This window comes from Kitasatospora cineracea (assembly GCF_003751605.1).
In the GTDB taxonomy this organism is placed as follows: Bacteria; Actinomycetota; Actinomycetes; order Streptomycetales; family Streptomycetaceae; genus Kitasatospora; species Kitasatospora cineracea.
In genome coordinates, this window is record NZ_RJVJ01000002.1 from 1,552,567 (window position 1) to 1,575,357 (window position 22,791).

Consider the following 22,791-nt stretch of genomic DNA (forward strand, 5'->3'; position numbering starts at 1 on the left):
CATGAGAAAGCAGTGAGATCATCAGCCCGGCTCGATTCCCGGTGGAGTCCGGCCGGATCCGCCCTGACCTGCGCGGACGCGGCTCCGGGGCGGCCGGGTCGGGCGACCGGTTCATAGGGAATTGAGAACTTCCGGTGCCACCGTGGGCGGCGTACCACCGAAGGAGGGCCCGATGACCGCACTGTCCACCCCCACCCGGGCCGCCCGGCGCGCCGCCCCGGGCCGGGCCCTGCACCCGGACGCCGTCCGGCACGGCGCCGCCGCCCTGATCGTGCTCGGCGCGCTCGGCGTGCTCGGCCTGTGGTGGGCCGACACCCCGCGGGTGGCCGGCGCCGCGGACTGGCTCACCGGCACGGCCCGGATCACCGGCCTGCTGGCCGGCTACGCCGCGCCCGTCCTGCTGCTGCTGATGGCCCGCGTCCCGCTGCTGGAGCGCGAGGTGGGCGCGGACCGGCTGGCCCGCTGGCACGCGTACGGCGGCCGCTACCTGGTCTCGCTGGTCACCGTGCACGTGCTGACCGTGGTCTGGGGCTACGCGCTGACCGACGGGCGGGGCCTGTGGGGCCAGACCGTCGAGATCGTGTTCCACTTCCCCGACATGCTGAAGGCCACCGCCGCCACCCTGCTGATGCTCGGCACCGGCGCGGTCTCCGCCCGGGCCGCCCGCCGCCGGCTGGGCTACGAGACCTGGTACTACCTGCACCTGGCCACCTACCTGGCCGTCGCGCTCGGCTTCGCCCACCAGCTGACCAACGGCGCCGACCTGGTCGACGGGCCCGCGAAGGCCGGCTGGTACCTGCTGTACTTCGGCACCGCGGCCGTCCTCGGCTGGTACCGGCTGCTCGCCCCTTACCTGCGCGACCGGCGGCACCGGCTGGAGGTCGCCGAGGTCCGCGCCGAGGGCCCCGGCGTGGTCTCGGTCTTCCTGACCGGCCGCCACCTGGGCGAGCTGCGGGCCGAGCCCGGGCAGTTCTTCCGGCTCCAGTTCCTCACCCCGCAGCTGCGCTGGGCCGCCAACCCGTACTCGCTCTCCGCTCCCCCGCACCCGCGCTTCCTGCGCTTCACCGTCAAGGGCCTGGGCGCCCACAGCGCGGCGATCGCCGCGCTCGCCCCCGGCACGAAGGTCCGGGCCGAGGGCCCCTACGGGGCGTTCACCGCGCGGCGGCGGCACGGCGGCGGGCCGGTGCTGCTGCTCGGCGCGGGCGTCGGCGTCACCCCGCTGCGCGCGCTGTTCGAGACGCTGCCCGGCCGGCTCACCCTGGTGCAGCGGGCCCGCCGCCCCGAGGACGTGCTGTTCCGCCGCGAGCTGGCCGCCGTCGCCGAGCAGCGCGGCGGCCGGGTGCACGAGCTGCTCGGCAGCCGGGCCCAGGTCGGCGACCTGGGCGCGGCGCTGCGCCGGCTGGTCCCCGACCTGGCCCGGCACGAGGTCTACCTGTGCGGGCCCGAGGAGTTCACCGCCGACGCGGTCCGCGCGCTGCGCGCCGCCGGGGTCCGGGCCGCCCGCATCCACCACGAGTCCTTCGCCCTCTAGGAGCACCCGCCACCATGCGACGCGCCGTCATCACCGCCTCCGCGACCGCCGCCGGGGTCGTCCTGCTGCTCTCCCTCAAGCCCCACGACCCCTCCACCGCCCCGGCCATCTCCTCGGCCGGCGCGGACTCCGCCCGGAACACCACCCAGGACACCGGCCAGGGCACCGGCCAGAACACCACCCAGGGCTCCGGGCAGGGCAGCGGCACCGGGGCCGCCGCCGGCGGGGCCACGCAGACCGTCACCGGCAGCGCGGTCAACACCCGGTACGGGCCGGTGCAGGTCAAGGTCACCGTGGCCGGGGGGAAGATCAGCAAGATCGACGTGGTGCAGTACCCCACCCGGGACCGCCGCGACCAGGAGATCAACAGCTCCGCCATCCCGCAGCTCAACCAGGAGGCGCTCGCCGCCCAGAGCGCGGACATCGACGTGGTGTCCGGCGCGACGTACACCAGCGACGGCTACACCCGCTCGCTGCAGAGCGCGCTCGACCAGGTGAAGAAGTGACCGTCCGCCACGTCGAGCACGTGATGGGGACGGTGTTCTCGTTCGCCGTCCGCGACCCCGGGCCCGCGACCGGAGCGGCGATCGGGCGGATCGTCGAGCGGCTGCACCGGATCGACGCGGTGTTCTCGACGTACCGGCCGGACAGCGCGGTCAGCCGGCTCGGCCGCGGGGAGATCACCCCGGAGCAGGCCGGGCCCGAGGTGCGGTGGGTGCTGGAGCGGTGCGCGGAACTCACCGCGGAGACCGGCGGGTACTTCACCGCGCGGCCCGGCGGGCGGCTGGACCCCAGCGGCTACGTCAAGGGCTGGGCGGTCGAGGAGGCGTCCCGGGCGCTGCGCGCGGCCGGCTCCGACCGGCACTGCGTCAGCGGCGGCGGCGACGTGCAGACCGCGGGCGGGCCCTGGCGGGTCGGGATCGCCGACCCGCACCGGGCGGGCGCGGTCGCCCGCGTGGTCACCGGCCACGACCTGGCGGTCGCCACCTCCGGCACCGCCGAGCGCGGCCCGCACGTCCTCGACCCGCACACCGGCCTGCCCGCGGGCTCCTTCGCCTCCCTCACCCTGGTCGGCCCGCACCTGGCCCGGGTGGACGCCCTGGCCACCGCGGCGTTCGCGATGGGCGCCCCGCGCGGCCTGGACTGGCTGGCCGCGCGGGGCGTCCGGGCGCTGGCGATCCACCCGGACGGGCGGCAGGAGACGACGGCGGGCTGGGACTGACCCGGGCTCAGCGGCCCTTCACCAGGTCGTAGCCGGTGGCGATGGCCGGGCTGGTGAAGGTGTTGACGGCGTCGGCCGGGGACGGGTGGTAGGAGCCCCACTTGAGGTAGTCGCGGGTGCCGTCCCAGGTGGTGCCGGTGTAGGTGCCGGAGCCGGTGGTGAAGGTCTGCTTGACGCCGTCGTACCAGAAGTCGACGGTGCCGTCGGTGCGGCCGAGGCGGAGCTTGAGGACGTAGCCGTGCCACTGGTCGTCGGCGACGGGGGCGCTCCAGAGCGGGTGGGCGACGTGCTGGGTGTCCCACTCCTGGAGGCGGACCCGGCCGTCGGCGACGTCGATCTCGACCGGGTGGTTGGCGGTGCCCTCGCTGGGCGAGCACTTGAGCTGGAAGACGTAGCGGCTCCGGTCGTCGCCGATCCGCACCCGGGAGGACCAGCCGACGTAGACGGTCGCGCCGTTCACCAGGTCGGGGCTCAGCGTCTCGCAGCGCTCCTCCCCGGCGGCCTGCCGGGCCCGCCAGACCTTGCCCCTGGCCGGGTCCTGGACGGTGCCGAAGTTCCCTGCCTTGCACTGGACGGCGGCGAACGAGGAGGGGCCCTCGGCGGTGTCGGCGGCCCAGATCACCTTTCCGGCGGCGGGGGCGGCAGCGGCGGTGCCGGGGGCGGCGGTGGGAAGGAGGGCGGCGGCGGCGAGGGCCAGGGCGAGGGTCGCGGCACGGGCGGGGCGGAACACGGGGGCGGGGCGGAACGCGGGGGCGGGGCGGAACATCGGCACTCCGGAGGGTGGGAGGGGTGTCTTCGCTCCGGCTGATGTTCCGTCACCTGCCACCCGGCCGCCACCCCGCCCCGTCCCGCTCCGTCCCGTCCCGCACGAACGCGGCGGCGGCCGCCGGACCGCCGACGCTGGTCGGGGTCCGGCAGCCGCCGCCGTCCGGGTACGGGCCCGGGATTACTTCTTCTTGCTGCCCGGGATCATGCAGAGGCCCGCGATCACCGCGAAGGCGACGATCGGGAGGGCGACGAACAGGCCCAGGGTCGCACCGACGCTCAGGCCGGTGCCGGGGTCGTCGCCGTCGTCGCGCGTGAGCGCCATCGCGGGCGACGACATGACCATCATCAGCGTGGCCGCCGCGGTGACCGCACCGGCGCGCATTGCGTTCCTCTTGTCCACGTTTCCCAAGGTACCGGCCCCCTACACCGCTCCGCCCGGCGGGGTGCGCCTGTCGGCGTGTCCCGGCGGGAGGGCGTTCAGCGGGGCGAGGGTGGCGGCGATGCCGGCGGTGCCGGGGGCGGCGGCGAGGGCGTCCAGGGTGCGGGGGGTGCCGGTGGCGTCGGCGACCGGCAGGCGCCAGTTGGGGTACTGGTCCCAGGTGCCGGGGAGGTTCTGCGGGCGGGGGTCGCCGACGGTGTCGGGCAGCCAGACGCCGACCAGCTTGGCGGGGGTGGCCAGCAGGTAGGCGTACAGCGCCTCGGGGGTGGCCGGCTCGCCCTCGGCGAGCAGCCCGATCCGGACCAGTTCGCGCTGCCAGTCGGCGAGTTCGGCGGCCGCGGCGTCCTGTTCCTCGCTGAGCGGGCGGGCCAGCAGGCCGAGGTGGTGGCGGAGTTCGACGTGCTCGCCGGTGAGCCGGGCGGCGGTGGAGGGCAGGTCGTGGGTGGTGAGGGTGGCCAGGCAGCCGGGGCGCCAGCGCTCGGGGGGCAGCACGGCGCCGCCGGCCTGCCAGTCCCGTTCGAACCAGAGCACCGAGGTGCCCAGCACGCCGTGCTCGGCGAGCCGTTCGCGCACGCCGGGCTCGACGGTGCCGAGGTCCTCGCCGATCACGGCGGTGCCGGCCCGGTGCGCCTCCAGGGCGAGGACGGCGAGCATCGCCTCGGCGTCGTAGCGGACGTAGGTGCCCTCGGTGGGGCGGGCCCCCTCGGGCACCCACCAGAGCCGGAACAGGCCCATCACGTGGTCGATCCGGATCGCGCCGGCGTGCCGGGCGGAGGCCCGGATCAGCTCGGCGAACGGGGCGTAGCCAGCCTCGGCCAGCGCGTCCGGCCGCCACGGGGGCAGGCCCCAGTCCTGGCCGTGGGCGTTGAACGCGTCCGGCGGGGCGCCGGTGGAGATGCCGGCCGCCAGCACGTCCTGCAGCGCCCAGGCGTCGGCGCCGTCGGGGTGGACGCCGACCGCGAGGTCGTGGATCAGGCCGATCGGCATGCCGGCGTCGGTGGCGGCGCGCTGGGCGGCCCGCAGTTGCTCGTCGACCAGCCAGGCCAGCCAGCGGTGGAACTCCACCCGGTCCTTCGACTCGGCCTTGGCGGCCGCCACTTGGGGGTTGGCGGGGTGGCGCAGGCCCTTCGGCCAGGAGTGCCAGCCGGCGCCGTGCTCCTCGGCCAGCGCGTTCCACACCGCGTACCGCTCCAGCCACTCGCCCCCACGCCGGACGAACGCCCGGTACGCGGCCTCCCGGCCGACGCCGCGCGGCACGGTGTGCAGCAGTTCGAGGGCCCGGCGCTTGAGCGACCAGACCGAGTCGCGGTCGATCAGCCCGTCGTGCTCCAGCACCTCCTCGCGCAGCAGCCGGGCCCGGCGGGCCAGGTCGCGGGCCTCCTCGTGCCGGGCGTACTCGGGGAGCGCCTCGACCCGCAGGTGCACCGGGTCGGCGAAGCGGCGCGAGGACGGGCGGTAGGGGGACGGGTCGGAGGGGGCGCCGGGCATGCCCGCGTGCAGCGGGTTGATCTGCAGGAAGCCCGCGCCGAGTTCGGCCCCGGCCCACTGGGCGAGCTCGGCGAGGTCGGCCAGGTCGCCCATGCCCCAGGACTGTTCGCTCAGCACCGAGTACAGCTGGGCCAGGAAGCCCCAGTGGCGGCCGGCCGGTTCGGGGATCCGGGGCGGGGCGACGACCAGCGCGGCCCGGGCGGTGCGCCCGTCCGCCCGGACCGCCAGGACGTGCCGGCCGGGCGGCAGGTCGGCGGGCAGCCAGTGCGCGTGCTCGTCCGTCAACTCCCAGGCTTCGCCGCCCTGTTCGAGCTCGATCCGGACGTCCGCGCCGGCCGGCAGGTCGAGCGCGGTGCGGCGGCCCTGCCAGGCGACCACGGTGGGCGGCAGCAGGCGGGCGGCGGTCTGCGCGCGGTGCCGCTCCAGGGCCGCGGCGGCCAGCTCCGGCGTCCCGGCGTCGACCCCGAGCGCGGCCAGCACGGCGGTCAGCGTCCGCGCCCCGACCTGCACCGGGCCGGCGCCCGCGTCGTAGCGGGTGTCCACCCCGTACGCGTGCGCGAGCGCCGTCAACTCCGGTGGGGCGGGCGGGTTGTCCTCCGCCGGCACCTGCTCGGACCCGGCCTGCTCGCGGTCAAGGTATGCGGCCACCCAGCGCACTCCGTCCTCGGGGTCTCCCCCATGCCAACGACGTCGACAGCCACAGTCCTACCCGGGCCGCCGCCCGCCGACCCCGACCGACACGGCCCGGCGCCCGCACCGGTCGGGTGAACCGTCCGGCGGCGCCTTGCCGGGCGCCCCCGGAAGACGGAGGTCAACGGATGTACCGGGCGATACCGGACATAGCTGCCAAGGGCGTTGACAGGGACGCGGGGAGCTGGTGGGGTGGGCGGGCCGGGTGGCCCCGGGGGGCTGGGGCCGGGTCGGCGGGGGGCCGGTGAGCTGGGCGTTTCGGGCGAGGAGGCTCCGGTGCAGGCGCGGGTTTCGGTGGCGGCCGGACGGCGGCTGCGGCAGCGGTTGGAACAGAGCGCGGCACTGCGCGAGGTGCTGCACCACCCGGCGGCGCTGGCGGCCCGCCGGACGGCGGCGCGGACGGCGCGGCAGCTGGCCCCGCGGGCCGCGGACCGGTTCATCGCGGACGTCAAGGGCACCGAACCGCTGCTGGCCTCGGTGCGGGCCGAGCGCCGCGCGGGCCGGCGGGGCAGCGCGCTGCGGGTCGCGGCGACGCTGTCGGCGGCCGCGGTGGTCGGCGGGCTGCTGCTCCCCACGCCGGGCTTCGCCGTCGAGGCGGGCCTGCGGGCCGGGCCGGGCAGCGCGGCGCCGGACGTCGCGGACCGCTCGGAGACCGTCACCGAGGCGCCGCTGCCGCTGGGTTCGCTGACCGACCCCCGGGTGTTCCCGCGCCCGCAGCAGCTGCGGACGGGCGGCGGCGCGGTGTCGGTGCCCCGGCAGGTGGCGCTGGTGCTGGCGGACTCCGCGGACGGCCCGGCGGTGGACGCGGTGCGCGCGCTGCTGGCCCGGGCGGGCGCGACGGACGTGCGGAGCGTGCCGGAGGCCCCCGCGCAGCCGGCCGCCGGTTCGCTGGTGGTGTACCTGGGCGGCCCGTACGAGGGTGCGGGCGGGGCGACCGACCGGGTGCTGCGGGAGCTCGCGGTGGCGAACGGGCTGAAGGACACCGAGGTGCCGCAGCTGGCGGGCCTGCCCGCGGGCGGCTACCTGCTGGCGTCCGGCCGGCTGACCGCGCCGGGCGGCTCGTACGGCGCGGTGGTGCTGGCGGGCGTCGACGGCGCGGGCACCTACTACGCGGCGCAGAGCCTGGCGCAGCTGCTGGCCCCGGTCGCCCCCGGCCAGGGGCAGGGCGGCGAGGGCGACAAGGGCTTCCCCGGGGTGCTGCTGCGGGACTGGCCGAGCGGCGCGGCGGTGCGCGGCACCGCGGAGTCGTTCTACGGGGCGCCGTGGAGCGCCGCGCAGCGGCTGGCGGTGGTGGACTTCCTGGGCCGCACCAAGCAGAACTACTTCCTGTACGCGCCGGGCGGCGACCCGTACCGGGCGCAGCGCTGGCGGGAGGCGTACCCGGCCGCGCAGGCGGCCGAGCTGTCCGAGCTGACCGCCCGGGCCCGGGCCGCGCACGTCACGGTGGCGTACTCGATCGCCCCCGGGCAGTCGTTCTGCTTCTCCTCCGGCAAGGACGTCGACGCGCTGGTCGCCAAGCTCGACGGGCTGCGCCAACTGGGCGTGCGGGCGTTCCAGTTGGACTTCCTGAACGTGTCCTACGACGAGTGGCACTGCGGCGCGGACCGGCGGAAGTTCGGCACCGGGCCGGTGGCCGCCGCCAAGGCGCAGAGCGCGCTGACCGCGGCGGTGCAGGAGCGGCTGGTGGCCCGGCACCCGGACCTGGCGCCGCTGTCGGTGGTGCCGACCGAGTACCTGAAGCAGGGGTCCACCCCGTACCGGGCGGCGCTGGCGGCCGGGCTGCCGGCCGGGGTGCAGGTGGCCTGGAGCGGCGGCTCGGCGATCCCCCGACAGGTGACGGGCGATCAGATCGCCGCCACCGCCGGGCTGTTCGGGCGTCCGCTGATGACGATGGACAACTACCCGGTGAACGACTCGGCGCCGGACCGGCTGTTCCTGGGCGGCTACGACGGGCGCGACCCCGAGGTGGCGCGGCGCTCGGCGGTGCTGCTGACCTCGGCGATGAGCCAGCCGGTGGCGTCCCGGATCCCGCTGGCGACCGCCGCCGACTTCGGCTGGCAGCCGGACGGCTACCGCGCCGACCAGTCGCTGGCCGCGGCGCTGCGGCTGCTGACCGCCGGGCCCGCGCAGCAGGCCGCGGCGGCGGCGCTGGCCGGCAACAGCGCCTCCTCGCCGCTGGGCGGCCAGGAGTCGGCGTACCTGGCGCCGCTGGTGGAGCGGTTCTGGGCGGCGGCCGAGCCGGCCTCGGGCGCGTCGGCCGACGCGGCGAAGCTGCAGGCGGCCGCGCAGCCGCTGCGCGAGGCGTTCACCGTGATGGCGGACGCGCCGAAGGCCCTGGCGGGCGACCCGCTGGCGCAGGACGCGGCGCCGTGGCTGGCCCGGCTGGCGGCGTACGGCGCGGCGGGCCGGGCGGCGGTGGACATGCTGCTGGCGCAGCACGGCGGCGACGGCGCGGCGGCCTGGCAGGCCCGGCTGGAGCTGGGCCGGCAGCGCGGGGTGCTGGAGCAGAACCCGGTGACGGTCGGCAAGGGCGTGCTGGACGCGTTCCTGGACCGGGCGGCGAAGTCCGCGGACACCTGGTCGGGCATCACCGCCGGGGCGTCCCCGACCACCACCCTGGGCACCGCGCACGACCACGGCCCGGCGCTGATGGCGGACGGCTCCGGGCAGACCTTCTACTGGTCGTCCGCGCCGCCGCAGGTCGGCGACAGCTTCGGCCTGGACCTGGGCACCCCGAAGCCGCTGGGCTCGGTGACGGTGCTGATGGGCTCCTGGGGCGACGACCCGGACGCCGCCTCGGCGGCCGACGACTACCTGCACGACGGGGTGCTGGAGTACTGGAGCGGCTCGGGCGGCTGGCAGCAGCTGGCGGCCGTGCACGGGCAGCGGACGGTCACCGCGAACGCCCCGGCGGGCGCGGTGGCCAAGGCGGTCCGGCTGCGGGCCACCGGCGGGCAGCAGACCGCCGTCGCGGTGCGGGAGTTCACCGCGGCCGCGCCGGACGCGGTGGACACCGCGGTGTCCGGCCCGCCAGCCGCGCCGGGCTCCTCGCCGGACGCGGTGCTCTCCGGCGACCCGGACTCCGCGTTCCGGGCGGCCGCGCCGCCCGCCGCGGGCGACGCCCCGCTGACGGTGGAGCTGGGCTCGGCCCGGCCGCTGGACCGGCTGACCGTGCTGACCGACCCGACGGTGCGGGCCGAGGCGACCGCGCAGGTGCGCCGCCCGGACGGCAGTTGGGCGGACCTGGGCCCGGTGCGGCCCGGCTACAACGAGCTGCGGGCCGACGGCGGGCCGGTGGAGGCGCTGCGGCTGGTGTGGCAGCCGGGCGGCGAGGCCCCGGTGGTCAACCAGGTGATCCCGTGGTGGGCGGACGTCCCGGCGGCCCGGCTGACGCTGGCCGAGCCGACCCTGGACGTGGTGGCGGGCGCGGCCGCGCCGGCCCAGGCCCGGGCCACCGTGGAGTCCGGCCGGCCGGACGCGCTGACCGGCGCGCTGACCGCCGAGGTCCCGGCGGTGGCCAAGGGCCTGACGGTGGCTCCGGCCCCGGCGGTGACGGTGCCGCGCGGCGGCCGGGCGGGCGCGCCGCTGCTGGTGACGGCGGCCGCGGACACCCCGTCGGGCAGCTACCGGGTGCCGGTGGTGTTCACCGCGGGCGCGCTGACCGTCCGCCAGGAGCTGCTGGTGCACGTCGTCCCGCCGACCGGCGGGCCGGACCTGGCGCGGGCGGCGACCGCCTCGTCCTCGGGCGACGACAGTGCGAGGACCCCGGCGGCGGCGGTCGCCGACGGCGACCCGAAGACCTCCTGGAACTCCCCCGCCGAGGACGACGCCTGGGTGCAGCTGCGGCTGCCGCAGCCGGCCCGGCTGGGTGCGGCGGTGCTGCACTGGGGCGCGGCGTACGCGTCCGCGTACCGGCTGGAGACCTCGGTGGACGGCGTGGTGTGGACCACCGTCGCGGAGGTCGGCAACGGGCAGGGCGGCACCGAGACGGTCCGCTTCGACGCGCCGGGCGCCCAGTACCTGCGGGTGCAGGGCGCGGGCCGGGCCACCCGCTACGGGTACGCGCTGTCCGGGGTGGAGCTGTACGGCGTGCAGGCGCCGTAGGGCCTGTCCGCACACTCCTGTCGCGGGCCCGCGGCGGCCGGTGCGTGCTCTCGGCGTGCCGGCCGGAAGCCCTCGTACTGGGCGTACTTGGGTTTTCGGCCGGTGCGGCGAGCGGGCCCCTCCTGCCCGGCGGCGGGCAAGGAGGGCGCGTGCCAGGCGCTGTGGGGCAGACGGGAGTGTGCGGACAGGCCCTGGACGCGCGGCGGGCCGCCGGCGCTCCCGTTGCGGGGGCGGCGGCGGCCCATGAGGCGTACCGGTTGTCGTGTCGGGCAGGCCCTTGTCTGTTCAGGCGGAGAGCGGGGCGTGCTGCTCGCCGCGGCGGATCGGTCGGGTGCGGACGGGAACGGGCAGGACCGTCTCCGGATGGTCGTGGTGCTCGAAGTCCCGGAACTGGTCGAGGCCGCCGTACGGCTCCAGGTAGGGCCGCCAGCGCGGGTCCTTGATCCCGGTGCCGATGACCCGCCAGGCCAGGCCGCTGGGCGCGGCCGGGGGGCGCTTCATCCGCCAGCCGAGGTCGGCGAGGTGCATGTCGGCCTTGGTGTGGTTGCAGCGGCGGCAGGCCGCCACCACGTTGTCCCACCGGTGCTGGCCGCCCCGGCTGCGCGGGATGACGTGGTCGACACTGGTGGCGGCGGCCCCGCAGTACACGCACCGACCGTGGTCGCGGGCGAACAGCGCCCGCCTGGTCAGCGGTACGGGGCCGCGGTAGGGGACCCGCACGAAACGGGTCAGTTTGACGACGGACGGTGCCTGGACGGCACCGGTGGCGCTGTGCAGTGTGGTGCCCGCATCCTCCAGGGCGATCGCCTTGTGGTTGAGGACGAGGATGAGGGCGCGTCGCATCGAGACGACACCGAGCGGCTCGTACGACGCGTTGAGGACAAGGACATGCGGCACGGGGCCTCCTTGGACGCCTGCGGCGCGTGGCTCGCGCCGAGTCGAGCGGGGCGATCGTGGCCCGTGCGGGACGCGATCTCCCTCAGTGTCGCCTTACGCCGTCGTACGACGCCACCATTTCTCCGTGAACGGCCCGCGCGCGTGCGGTGAGCCACCGCGCGTTCCGCCATAGCCGGTATGCCCAGCTCGCGGCCCTCCTGCACGTACCGTGCGGGCGGCGCTGCGGTGCGTGGCCGGGACGGCTCCGGGGGCCTCCGAGCGGGTGAACGGGCTCGCTAGAGTGGGGCGATGCTCGCCGATTCCGCTGCCGACAGCACCAGCACCCCGACGTTCACGCTGCCCACCAGTGCCGCCGACGTGACCGACACCACCCGGCAGGCGGCCGGCTGGCTGGACGACAACTGGCAGGGCTGGGTGGTCGACGGGCTGCGGATCGTGCTGATCCTCGGGCTGGCCCTGGTGCTGCGGGCCGTGGTCCGCAAGGTGATCGACAAGCTGGTGTCCCGGATGGGCCGCCCGGCGGAGGGCGACGGCGACCACGGGGTGCTCGGCGGGCTGCTCGCCAACAGCGGCGTGGTCAACACCGAGCGGCGCCAGCAGCGTTCCGAGGCGATCGGCTCGGTGCTGCGCTCGGTGGCCTCCTTCAGCATCCTCGGCACCGCCTCGCTGATGGCGCTGTCGGTGCTCGGCGTCGACCTGGCCCCGCTGCTGGCCTCGGCGGGCGTGGCGGGCGTGGCGATCGGCTTCGGCGCCCGCAACCTGGTCACCGACTTCCTGTCCGGCGTCTTCATGATCATGGAGGACCAGTACGGCGTCGGCGACGAGATCGACACCGGCATCGCCACCGGCACCGTCCTGGAGGTCGGCCTGCGGGTCACCAAGCTGCGCGGCTCGGCCGGCGAGATCTGGTACATCCGCAACGGCGAGGTCAAGCGGATCGCCAACATGAGCCAGGGCTGGAGCACCGCCACCGTCGACGTGCAGGTCGGCTACAAGGAGGACCTGGAGCGGATCGAGGCGCTGGTCACCGAGGCCGCCGAGCAGCTGTCCAAGGAGAGCCCGTACGACGAGCTGATCTGGGGCCGGGTCAAGGTGCTGGGCGTGGAGTCGGTCGCGGTGGACTCGGTGCAGCTGCGGATCGAGGCCCGCTGCACGCCCGGCAAGGCCGCGCAGGTCTCGCGCGCGCTGCGGCTGCGGCTGAAGGCCGCCTTCGACCTGGCGGGCGTCAAGCTCAAGGAGGAGGCCGCCGCGACCGTCCCGGCCCAGGCCGCCGCCCCGGAGGTGCTGCCGCCGTCCGCACTCGCCGACCCCAACTCGGCCCGCTCGCTGGCCGCCAAGCCGATACCCGCCCAGAACTGACGCCCGCCCGCGGCCGACGGGGCCCCGGGGGCCGGGGTGTGGGATCCTCTGGCGTCGCACGGTGCGGACGAGGGGGATGCATGTCGCAGGGGGGCTACGTCGGCGCACTGGTCGGCGAGCGGTACCGGCTGGTCGAGCAGCTCGGCGCGGGCGGCTTCGGCCGGGTCTGGAAGGCCGTGGACGAGCGGCTGCGGGTCGACGTCGCGGTCAAGGAGGTGCTGCTCCCGCAGGGCGGGCCGGGCGGGGCCGCGGCCGTCAACGCGGCCCGCGCCGAGCGCGAGGCCCGGCACGCCGCCCGGCTGCGCAACCACCCCAACGTGGTGGCCGTGCACGACGTGGTGATCGACCGGGGCGTGCCGTGGATCGTGATGGAACTGGTCACCGGCCGCACCCTGGACGACGAGATCCGCGCCGTCGGGCCGATCCCCGCGCCCCGGCTGTCCGCGATCGGCGACGCCGTGCTCGGCGCGCTGGCCGCCGCGCACGCCGCCGGGATCGTGCACCGGGACGTGAAGCCCGCCAACGTGCTGCTCGCCGCCGACGGGCGGGTGCTGCTCACCGACTTCGGCATCGCCGTGCACGCCGCCGACACCGCGCTGACCGCCGCCGGGACGGTCGTCGGCTCCTTCGAGTACATCGCCCCGGAACGCGCCGAGGGCCGCGAGGCCGCCCCGGCCGGCGACCTGTTCTCCTGCGGGGTGACGCTCTACCACGCGGCCACCGGGCACTCGCCGTTCCGCCGCGACAGCGTCTCGGACTCGGTGCTCGCGGTCTTCGCCCACCACCCCGCGCCGCTGCCCGGACCCGGCCCGCTGTCCGGCGTGATCGGGCAGCTGATGGCGAAGGACCCGGCCGCCCGCCCCACCGCCGAGGCCGCCCTGCGGACGCTGCGCGACCCGGCCGCCGCCCCGGCGTTCCCCGCTCCGCCCGCGCCGCCGGCCGTCCCGGCGGTGCCGCCGGGACCCGGGCCGGTGCCGACCGCGCTGGACCGCACGCCCGCGGCGCCGCCCGCGCCCGCGTACGGCCCGCCCGCGCCCGCGTACGGCCCGCCCGTGCCCGCGTACGGCCCGCCGCCCTCGTTCGGCCCGCCGTCGCCCTCGTACGGGCCCCCGGCCCCGTCGTACGGCCCTCCGGTTCCGTCGTACGGGGCGGCGCCCGTCCACGCGGCGGCGACCGGGGGCGCGGCCCGGGAGCCGTTCGAGGAGGACGAGGACGGTGCGTACGGGGCCGGGGCAGCGGCCAGGGGCCGGGCGGCCCGGGCCGTGCTGCTGCGGATCGTCGGCGGCTTCGCGCTGCTGGGGCTCGGTCTGGCCCTCACCGCCTACCTGCTGCTCACCTACCTGGTGGGCGAGCCGTCGGAGACCGCCGCGACGGTCACCGCGGTCAAAGTGGCGGTCGAGTCGGTCACCGCGGGCGCCGCGGTCACCGGCGGCGTGCTGGCGTTCCCGGGCGGCTCGCCGCAGCGGCGGCTCTACCTGGCCACCGGGCTGGGCGCGGTGCTGACCGTGCTGGTCACGGCGGTGGTCTCCGCCAACGCGCAGATCAGCGGAATCCTCTGACGGTTCGCCAGGACGCGGCGGGCGGGCGGCCCGGGCCCGTCCGCCGCTCGGCAGCACCGCCCGCCCCCCTCGGCACGGCGCCGTGCAACGAACCGGTGTCGGGGCGTTGACATCCGCGACTCATGATTGGAAACTTTCCTAACAGTTGGCCGCAACCGCGTACGCAGAGGAGGATCGGGCCGTGACCACCCGAAAGACGCCCCGTTCCCCGCTGGCCGGTACGCCGAGTCTGCTGCGGGCCATAAACGACCGCGCCGCGCTGGAGCTGCTGCTCGAGAACGGCCCGCTGTCCCGCACCCAGATCGGGAGCCTGACCGGGCTCTCGAAGCCGACCGCCTCGCAGCTGCTGGCCCGGCTGGAGGCCGTCGGGCTGGTGGTGCCGGTCGGCACGACCGCCGGGGGGCCGGGGCCGAACGCCCAGCTCTACCAGGTGAACCCGGCCGCGGGCCACGTCGCGGGCGTGGACGTGACCAGCACCACGGTGCGGGTCGCGGTCGCGGACATCACCGGGGCGACGCTGGCCGAGCACCGGGTGCCGACCAAGGGGTGGCCGGCCGCGGAGACGGTGGCCCGGGTCGCGGAGGCCGTCGCGGAGACGGTGCGCCGGGCGCAGCTCGCCCCCGGGTCGCTGCGCGAGGTGGTGATCGGGATCGGCGGCGCGCCGGACCCGGTGACCGGGAAGCTGCGCTACGCCTCGCACCTGCCGGGCTGGCACTCGCCGCGGCTGGTGGAGGAGCTGGAGCAGGCCCTGGGCGCGCCGGTGTCGATCGAGAACGACGTGAACCTGGCCGCGGTGGCGGAGCAGGCCGGCGGGGCGGCGGCGGGGTGCGAGGACTTCGTGCTGCTGTGGGCCGAGGAGGGCATCGGCGCGGCGATCGTGATCGCGGGCCGGCTGCACCGGGGTTTCACCGGGGTGCGGGCGAGGTCGGCTACATGCCGGTGCCCGACGCCCCGGTGTCGTTGAACGCCCGCCGGAAGGTGTCCGGCGGGTTCCAGGACCTGGCCGGCGAGCCCGCGGTGCTGGCGCTGGCCCGCCGGCACGGGCTGCGCGGCGCCGACGCGGCGCAGGCGGTGGCCGGGGCCCTGGGCAGTGCCGAGGGCGGGGCCTTCCTGGCCGAGCTGGCCGAGCGGCTGGCGGTCGGGCTGGCGGTGATCGCCTCGGTGGTGGACCCGGAGCTGGTGGTGCTCTCCGGGGGGACGCCGACCGCGGGCGGGGAACGCCTGCGGGAGCTGGTCCAGGAGGCCCTGGGCCGGATGTCCATCCCGCGGCCGGAGGTGCGGCTGTCGGCCGTGCCGGGGCCGCCCGTCCTGACCGGTGCGCTGCAGCGCGCGCTGGCGACCACCCGGGACGTCCTGTTCAGCACGCACTGACGCACCGCCGCGCGGGCGCACTGGCGCACCCGCGCGGCACCGATCCGAGACGTTCGCTCCCACTCCCCTTCCCCCCACGGGACGCCGGGCCCTGCCGCCCTGCCCCCGTACCCTCCCCAGGAGTGCAATTCCGTGGACACCACCCGCAGCGCCCCGCCCGTCCGCCGCCCGCTGGCCGCGCTCACCGCCGCGCTCTGCGCGACCCTGCTGGCCTCGGCCTGCACCGGCACCAACTCCGGTGGCGGGCAGGACGGTTCGGCGTCCGGCCAGGACGTGACGATCACCTTCTGGCACGGCTGGAACCAGGACAACGAGGTGAAGGCGATCAACGACAACGTCGCCGCCTTCGAGAAGCTGCACCCCAACATCCACGTCAAGGTGGTCGGCGACATCGCCGACGACAAGGCCCAGCAGGCGCTGCGGGCGGGCGGCCCGGACGCCCCGGACGTGGTGTCCTCGTTCTCCACCGACAACGTGGGCAAGTTCTGCTCCTCGCACGTGTGGGCCGACCTCGGGCCGATGCTGAAGCAGGACGGCGTCGACCCGGCGAAGACCTTCCCGGCCGCGATGCTCGCCTACAGCCGGTACCAGGGCAACCAGTGCTCGCTGCCGCTGCTCGGCGACGCCTACGGGCTGTACTACAACAAGACCGCGTTCGCGGCGGCCGGGATCACCGCGCCGCCGAAGACGTTCAGCGAGTTCGCCGAGGACGCCGCCAAGCTGACCGTCCCGGACGGCGACTCCTACCGGCAGCTGGGCTTCATGCCGAACTACCACGGCTACGAGACCTCGATCGCGCACTACCTGGGCCAGTACGGCAGCACCTACTTCGGCCCGGACGGGAAGTCCGACGTGGCCACCGACCCGACCGTGGCCGCCGCCCTGGCCTGGCAGAAGCAGCTGGTGGACCGGCTGGGCGGGTTCGCCAGGCTGGAGAAGTACCGGACCTCCTTCGGCGACGAGTTCAGCGCCAAGAACCCGTTCGCCACCGGGCAGGTGGCGATGAGCATGGACGGCGAGTGGCGCGCCGCCTCGCTGGCCGAGGACAAGCCGTCCTTCGAGTGGGCCACCGCGCCGTTCCCGGTGCCGGACGACCAGGCCGACAAGTACGGGCGCGGCTACCAGACCGGCACCATCGTCGGCATCGCCAACGGCTCGAAGAAGCAGACCGCGGCCTGGACCTTCGTCAAGTACCTGACCACCGACACCGACGCGGTGGTCTCCTTCGCCAACGCGATCCACAACGTGCCCAGCACCCTGGCCGCGCTGGAGTCGCCGAAGCTGGACGCCGACCCGAACTTCCGCACCTTCCTCGGCATCGCCAAGAACCCGAACTCCGCCACCACCCCGGCCAGCATCAACGGCGGCGCCTACCAGGTGTCGCTGCAGAACCTCAGCTACGCGGTGGAGTCCGGCCAGCAGACCGACCTGAAGGCGGGCCTGGCGGCCACCGCCAAGGAGATCGACGACGCCGTCAACCAGGCGAAGTGACATGGCGACCGTGAGCCCCGCCCTCCCGCCGGCGCTGCGCCGCAAGCGCCGGCGGGAGCGGGCCAGGACCCTGGCCTTCCTCTCCCCGTGGCTGATCGGGTTCGGCGTCTTCTTCCTGTACCCGCTGGCCTCCACCGCCTACTTCTCGTTCACGCACTACGACGGGTACCTGGCGCCGACCTTCTCCGGCCTGAAGAACTGGGACTACGTCTTCACCAAGTACCCGCCGTTCTGGCAGGGCCTGGGCAACACGCTCTGGCTGGTCGCGGTGATGGTCACCCTGCGGGTGGCGTTCGGCCTCGGCATCGGCCTGCTGATCACCAAGGTGAAGACCGGCGCCGGGTTCTTCCGCACCGCCTTCTACCTGCCCTACCTGGCCCCGCCGGTGGCCGCCACGATGGCCTTCGCCTTCCTGCTCAACCCCGGCACCGGCCCGGTCAACCACCTGCTGGGCGAGGCCGGCCTGCCGCAGCCCGGCTGGTTCACCGACCCGTCCTGGTCGAAGCCGGCCCTGACCATGCTGGCCATGTGGGGCATCGGCGACCTGATGGTGATCTTCATGGCGGCGCTGCTGGACGTCCCCCGGGAGCAGTACGAGGCGGCCGAACTGGACGGCGCGGGCGCCCTGCAGCGGTTCCGGTACGTCACCCTGCCGAACATCTCGCCGATCGTGATGTTCGCCGTGGTCACCGGCGTGATCCAGACCATGCAGTACTACACCCAGGCGATCGTGGCCGGGAAGGTCGCCTCCGGCGTGATCGGCGGCTCCGGACAGCAGTTCGAGTCCGGTTACCCGCACGGCTCCACCTGGACGCTGCCGCAGATGGTCTACAACCTCGGCTTCCAGCACTACGACTACGGCTCCGCCTGCGTCGTCGCCCTCATCCTGTTCGCCCTCACCATGGCGTTCACCTCGATCCTGCTGCGGCGCAAGTCCGGCTTCCTGACGGAGGACTGAGCTCCCGTGACCCTCGCCTCCGCGCTCCCCCGCGAACGCCCCGCCCCGGCCACCGCCGCCGACCGCGCCGCCCGCCGCCGCGCCGCCCTGAACTGGGTCGCGGTGCACTCCCTGGCGATCGCCGCCGCGCTGTTCTTCCTGCTGCCCCTCGTGTTCGTCTTCCTCACCTCGGTGATGACGGACCAGCAGGCGCTCACCTCCGACCTGTGGCCGCACCACTGGCAGTGGTCGAACTTCGTCAAGGTGTGGAACACCGACGGCTTCCTCACCTGGTGGCGCAACACCCTGCTGTACGCGGTGGCCGGCACCGCGCTGACCCTCGCCTCCAGCCTGCCGGTGGCCTACGCGCTCGCCAAGTTCCGCTTCCGCGGCCGCAACCTGGCCCTGATGGCGGTCATCTCGATGATGATGCTGCCGCCCCAGGTCACCATCATCCCGATGTACCTGTTCTGGGCGAAGCAGCTGCACCTGTCCGGCACGCTCTGGCCGCTGATCATCCCGATGGCGTTCGGCGACGCCTTCTCGATCTTCCTGCTCCGCCAGTTCCTGCTGACCATCCCCAAGGAGTACACCGAGGCCGCCCGGATCGACGGCTGCGGCGAACTGCGCACCCTGCTGCGGGTGGTGCTGCCGATGGCCAGGCCCGCCGTCGCCGCCGTCGCGCTGTTCCAGTTCTTCTGCTGCTGGAACGACTACTTCGGCCCGCAGATCTACGCCTCCGACAACCCCGGCGCCTGGACCCTCAGCTACGGCCTGGAGTCCTTCAAGGGCGCCCACCACACCAACTGGAACCTCACCATGGCGGCGACGCTGCTGGTGCTGGCGCCGGTGATCGTTCTGTTCTTCTTCGCACAACGCGCCTTCATCGAAGGCGTCACACTGACAGGGGTCAAGGGCTGATGTCCGCACTGAAGTTGGCAATCGTCGGCGGCGGTTCCACCTACACGCCGGAACTGATCGACGGGTTCGCGCGGCTGCGCGACACCCTGCCGATCCGCGAGCTGGTGCTGATCGACCCGGCGGCCGACCGCCTGGAACTGATCGCCGCCCTGGCCCGCCGGATCTTCGCCAAGCAGGGCCACGGCGCCACCGTCACCACCGCCACCGACGTCACCGCGGGCGTCCGGGACGCCGACGCGGTGCTGCTGCAGCTGCGGGTCGGCGGGCAGGCCGCCCGCAACCAGGACGAGACCTGGCCGCTGGAGTGCGGCTGCGTCGGCCAGGAGACCACCGGCGCGGGCGGCCTCGCCAAGGCGCTGCGCACCGTCCCGGTGGTGCTGGACATCGCCGAGCAGGTCCGCCGCACCAACCCGGACGCCTGGATCGTCGACTTCACCAACCCGGTCGGCATCGTCACCCGCGCCCTGCAGACCGCCGGCCACAAGGCCGTCGGCCTGTGCAACGTGGCGATCGGCTTCCAGCGCAAGTTCGCCGCCCACCTCGGCGTGGACCCCGAGCTGGTCCGCCTGGACCACGTCGGCCTGAACCACCTCACCTGGGAGCGCGGCGTCACCCTGCTCGACTCCCCCGGCTCGGCCGGCGGCCGCGAGGTGCTGCCGCAGCTGCTCGCCGAGCACGGCGAGGCGATCGCCGCCGACCTGCACCTGCCGCTGCCGGTGGTCAGCCGGCTCGGCGTCGTCCCCTCCTACTACCTGCGCTACTTCTACCAGCACGACCTGGTCGTCGAGGAGCTCAGGGTCAAGGGCTCCCGGGCCGCCGAGGTCGCCGCGATCGAGCAGCAGCTGCTGGAGATGTACGCCGACCCGGCCCTGGACACCAAGCCCGAGCTGCTCGGCAAGCGCGGCGGCGCGTTCTACTCCGAGGCCGCCGTGCAGCTGATCGCCTCGCTGCTCGGCACCGACGGCCGCACCACCGTCCAGGTCGTCAACACCCGCAACGACGGCGTGCTGCCCTTCCTGCCCGACGACGCCGTCATCGAGGTCCCCGCCGAGGTCGACGCCGCCGGCGTCCGCCCGCTGCCGCAGCGCCCGGTCGAGCCGCTGTACGCGGGCCTGATCGCGAACGTCACCGCGTACGAGCACCTGGCCCTGGACGCCGCCCTGCACGGCGGCCGGGACCGGGTCTTCGACGCGCTGCTCGCCCACCCGCTGGTCGGCCAGATCGAGCTCGCCGACCAGCTCACCGACCGGCTGCTCGCCCACAACCGCGACCACCTGAGCTGGGCGTGACCGGCACCATGGCGGAGCACCACCGCACCACCACCGAGCACCACGGGGGGACCGGCCGATGAGCCACTCCGCACACCTGCCCGGCGTCCTCGCCATCGACGCCGGCAACAGCAAGACCGACCTCGCCCTAGTCGGCGCCGACGGCACCGTCCTGGCCACCGCCCGCGGCGGCGGCTTCCAGCCGCAGCACACCGGCCCGGCCGCCGCCGTCGCCGCGCTCGCCCCGCTGGTCGACGACCTGGCCCGGCAGGCCGGCGTCACCCGGCAGCCCGGCGGGCGGCCGCTGACCGACCACGTCAGCGCCTGCCTCGCCAACGCGGACCTGCCGATCGAGGAGCAGCAGCTGCACGAGGCGATAGCCGGACACGGCTGGGCGACGTCCGTGCACGTCGCCAACGACACCTTCGGCCTGCTCCGGGCCGGCACCGACGGGCCGCTGGGCGTCGCGGTGGTCTGCGGCGCCGGCATCAACTGCGTCGGCCTGCGGCCCGACGGGCGCACCGCCCGCTGGCCCGCGCTCGGCCGGCTCACCGGCGACTGGGGCGGCGGCGGCGGACTCGCCGAGGAGGCCATGTGGCACGCCGCCCGGGCCGAGGACGGCCGCGGCGAAGCCACCCTGCTCTCCCCGATGATCGGCGCCCACTTCGGACTGGCCGGGGCCAACGCCCTCGCCGAGGCCGTCCACCTGGGCCGGATCGCCCCGGCCCGGCTGCACGAGGTCTCCCAGGTGCTGTTCGCGGCCGGCGCCGCCGGCGACCCGATCGCGCTCGGCCTGATCGACCGCCAGGCCGACGAGGTGGCCCGGCTCGCGGTGGTCGCCCTCACCCGGCTGGAGCTGCTCGACCGCCCGGTGCCGGTCGTGCTCGGCGGCGGCGTGCTGGCCTCCCGGCAGCCCCTGCTGATCGACAACCTGACCGCCCGGCTGGCCGCCGACGCCCCGCTCGCCGAACCCCGCGTGGTCGTCGCGCCCCCGGTCCTCGGCGCCGCCCTGCTCGGCCTGGACCACCTCGGCGCCGCCCCCGCCGCCCACCGCCGCCTGCGCGACGCCTACCCGACCACCCACCCGATAGCGGCCTGACGGGCCGTCCGGCCACCGTCCCGCCCGCGAGCCGCCGCCGGCGGGGGCCTCCGAAGCACCGCACATGCCTCGGACGCCCCCGCCGGCGGTCCTCTCCCCGGCGGACGGGGCGCGCGGCGCGGGGTGCGGGGTGCGGGGTGCGGCGGGGTTCGGCGCAGGGTTCCCGCAGGTGACGGTACGTCACCGGGCCGACAAGTTCCCGAGTCCGGTATCAGTTGAGTGAACATCTGGCAATGGCGCCTGGGATGCCCGTTCTGTCCGTTGAACCCGGCCGGTGGGGTTGTTAGTGTCGCGCGCTCACAGCGCGTCCGACGGGGGCGTGCGCCTGGAGCACCGGGAGCAACGCCAGATGGCGATCCGCAAGTCCACGATGCAGGAGCAGGTCGCCGCGGCGATCGCCGCGATCGAGCCCAACGACCGCCCGGTGACGACGTTCCACACGGTCACCGGCCCGAGCCCGTGGCTGACCCAGCAGTTCGGTCTGATCGGCCAGCTGTTCGTGAAGTACTACTTCGTGACGCTGACCCACCGGGTCGTCGTCATCCACCGCGCCTCCCGGGTGAGCAACCGTCCGCTGGACCTGCTGCACGTCATCCCGCTCGACCAGGCCCGCGCCTCGATCGGCGACGTGCGCCGCAACACCCTGTGGAGCTCGCTGCGCTTCCAGATCCCGGGCGAGCCGCAGCCGACCCGCCTGAACATCCACCGCTACTGGCGCACCGAGATGGACGCCTTCACCGGCGGCCTGCTCGGCGGCGGCCCCGGTGTCCCGGGCCAGTACCCGCAGGCCCAGGCCCCGGTCCCGGGCCAGTACCAGCCGGCTCCCGGCCAGGCCCCCTACCCGCAGCAGGCCCCGGGCCAGGCCCCGTACCCGCCGGCGCAGGCCCCGGGCCAGTACCCGGCGCCGGGTGCCAACCCGTACCAGAGCTGACCGCGCCGCCGGGGCGCCCGTCCGACCGTCGAACGGTCCGGCGGGCGCCCCGGCGTTCTCCGGGGCCGCGGAGGTGCCGGGGCGTCAGCCGAGGTGGGTGCGGGCCCAGTCGGCGAGCAGGCGGGCGCAGTCGTCGACGGACTCCCGCCAGCTGCGGACCGCGCCGTCGCCCGCCTCGTCGCTGACGTGCTTGACCAGCCGGACGGGCAACTGGGCGCGGCGGGCGACGGTGGCGACCGCGTAGCCCTCCATGTCGACCAGGTCGGCGGTGCGGGCCAGCAGGTCGCGGTCGGCGTCGGCGGAGACGAAGCGGTCGCCGGTGGCGAGCACCGGGCCGCCCGCGGAGAGGTCGATCGGGCCGTCCATCGTGCGGCCGGTGAGCTGTTCGAGCAGCGGGGTGTCGAGGTCGTGCTGGAGCACCCGGCCGACCTCGTGGGTGCCGGCCAGGCCGGGCCGCAGGGCCCCCGCGGTGCCCAGGTTGACGACGGCGGCCGGCCGCCGTCCGCCGGCCAGCAGGGTGGCCAGCGCGGCCGCCGCGTTGAGCTTGCCCATGCCGGTGAGCAGCACCGGCAGGCCGCCGTCGAGGTGGGCGGCCTCCTCGGGCAGGGCGACGACGAGCAGCGGGCGGTCGGGGGTGACGGTTCCGGTCAGGCGCATGGCGTCCAGCTTACGAGGGGGCGGCGGGCGGCCCGGCGGGCCCGAGGAGCCTGCGGCAG

General features: G+C 75.6%; 17 protein-coding genes and 1 pseudogene. 13 read left to right on the forward strand and 5 right to left on the reverse strand.

The window, feature by feature from the left end:
* Positions 1-172 precede the first annotated feature (172 nt).
* Genes EDD39_RS33105 through EDD39_RS33115 form a run of 3 tightly spaced genes read left to right on the forward strand, consistent with a single transcriptional unit; the run spans position 173 to position 2,753 of the window.
* Positions 173-1,531: a ferredoxin reductase family protein gene (locus tag EDD39_RS33105; protein ID WP_123563084.1), complete on the forward strand. Its 1,359-nt coding sequence runs from the start codon at positions 173-175 to the stop codon at positions 1,529-1,531.
* A 14-nt stretch (positions 1,532-1,545) separates the two neighbouring features.
* Positions 1,546-2,037: an FMN-binding protein gene (locus EDD39_RS33110; protein WP_123563086.1), complete on the forward strand. Its 492-nt coding sequence runs from the start codon at positions 1,546-1,548 to the stop codon at positions 2,035-2,037.
* A 23-nt stretch (positions 2,038-2,060) separates the two neighbouring features.
* Entirely contained in the window at positions 2,061-2,753 is a 693-nt protein-coding gene (locus EDD39_RS33115; protein WP_123563484.1) for an FAD:protein FMN transferase, read from the forward strand.
* 7 nt (positions 2,754-2,760) lie between these two features.
* Here EDD39_RS33115 and EDD39_RS33120 read toward each other — a convergent pair whose 3' ends face one another.
* The 3 genes from EDD39_RS33120 to malQ all read right to left on the reverse strand — a co-directional run bounded on the left by EDD39_RS33120 (position 2,761) and on the right by malQ (position 6,054).
* Positions 2,761-3,519 carry a polysaccharide lyase family protein gene (locus EDD39_RS33120; RefSeq protein WP_279638460.1) on the reverse strand — a complete coding sequence of 253 codons (759 nt, stop codon included), beginning with the start codon at positions 3,517-3,519 and terminating at the stop codon, positions 2,761-2,763.
* Positions 3,520-3,699: 180 nt separating this feature from the next.
* Positions 3,700-3,921, reverse strand: a complete 222-nt coding sequence (gene psbW / locus EDD39_RS33125; RefSeq protein ID WP_123563088.1) for a photosystem II reaction center protein PsbW — start codon at positions 3,919-3,921, stop codon at positions 3,700-3,702.
* A gap of 21 nt (positions 3,922-3,942) precedes the next feature.
* Positions 3,943-6,054 (reverse strand): 4-alpha-glucanotransferase, encoded by a 2,112-nt coding sequence (gene malQ, locus EDD39_RS33130; protein ID WP_162870304.1) that lies wholly within the window; start codon positions 6,052-6,054, stop codon positions 3,943-3,945.
* Between the two features lie 360 nt (positions 6,055-6,414).
* Here malQ and EDD39_RS33135 point away from each other — a divergent pair, with 360 nt between their 5' ends.
* The gene (locus EDD39_RS33135; protein ID WP_244257395.1) at positions 6,415-10,242 is read left to right on the forward strand and encodes a beta-N-acetylglucosaminidase domain-containing protein; all 3,828 of its coding nucleotides are present in this window, start codon (positions 6,415-6,417) and stop codon (positions 10,240-10,242) included.
* Between the two features lie 285 nt (positions 10,243-10,527).
* On the opposite strand, the gene EDD39_RS33140 is transcribed toward EDD39_RS33135, so the two are convergent.
* Positions 10,528-11,139, reverse strand: a complete 612-nt coding sequence (locus tag EDD39_RS33140; RefSeq protein ID WP_123563092.1) for an HNH endonuclease — start codon at positions 11,137-11,139, stop codon at positions 10,528-10,530.
* Positions 11,140-11,427: 288 nt separating this feature from the next.
* Here EDD39_RS33140 and EDD39_RS33145 point away from each other — a divergent pair, with 288 nt between their 5' ends.
* From EDD39_RS33145 to EDD39_RS33185, 9 genes and pseudogenes are all read left to right on the forward strand, one after another.
* Entirely contained in the window at positions 11,428-12,498 is a 1,071-nt protein-coding gene (locus tag EDD39_RS33145; protein WP_123563094.1) for a mechanosensitive ion channel family protein, read from the forward strand.
* Positions 12,499-12,578: 80 nt separating this feature from the next.
* Positions 12,579-14,057, forward strand: a complete 1,479-nt coding sequence (locus EDD39_RS33150) for a serine/threonine-protein kinase (protein ID WP_123563096.1) — start codon at positions 12,579-12,581, stop codon at positions 14,055-14,057.
* 181 nt (positions 14,058-14,238) lie between these two features.
* Positions 14,239-15,428 (forward strand): annotated as a pseudogene (locus EDD39_RS33155) (ROK family protein).
* Between the two features lie 132 nt (positions 15,429-15,560).
* A complete protein-coding gene (locus EDD39_RS33160; protein WP_244257396.1) occupies positions 15,561-16,919 on the forward strand; it encodes an ABC transporter substrate-binding protein in 1,359 nt (452 codons plus the stop codon).
* Between the two features lies 1 nt (position 16,920).
* Complete coding sequence (locus tag EDD39_RS33165; RefSeq protein ID WP_123563098.1) at positions 16,921-17,877, forward strand: carbohydrate ABC transporter permease; 957 nt, start codon at positions 16,921-16,923, stop codon at positions 17,875-17,877.
* Between the two features lie 6 nt (positions 17,878-17,883).
* The gene (locus tag EDD39_RS33170) at positions 17,884-18,777 is read left to right on the forward strand and encodes a carbohydrate ABC transporter permease (RefSeq protein ID WP_123563100.1); all 894 of its coding nucleotides are present in this window, start codon (positions 17,884-17,886) and stop codon (positions 18,775-18,777) included.
* Positions 18,778-18,785: 8 nt separating this feature from the next.
* Entirely contained in the window at positions 18,786-20,066 is a 1,281-nt protein-coding gene (locus tag EDD39_RS33175) for a 6-phospho-beta-glucosidase (RefSeq protein ID WP_123563488.1), read from the forward strand.
* A gap of 58 nt (positions 20,067-20,124) precedes the next feature.
* Entirely contained in the window at positions 20,125-21,144 is a 1,020-nt protein-coding gene (locus EDD39_RS33180) for an N-acetylglucosamine kinase (RefSeq protein WP_123563102.1), read from the forward strand.
* 349 nt (positions 21,145-21,493) lie between these two features.
* Positions 21,494-22,075, forward strand: a complete 582-nt coding sequence (locus EDD39_RS33185; protein WP_123563104.1) for a hypothetical protein — start codon at positions 21,494-21,496, stop codon at positions 22,073-22,075.
* Between the two features lie 84 nt (positions 22,076-22,159).
* On the opposite strand, the gene EDD39_RS33190 is transcribed toward EDD39_RS33185, so the two are convergent.
* Positions 22,160-22,732 carry a nucleosidase gene (locus EDD39_RS33190; protein WP_208765704.1) on the reverse strand — a complete coding sequence of 191 codons (573 nt, stop codon included), beginning with the start codon at positions 22,730-22,732 and terminating at the stop codon, positions 22,160-22,162.
* Between the last annotated feature and the right edge of the window lie 59 nt (positions 22,733-22,791).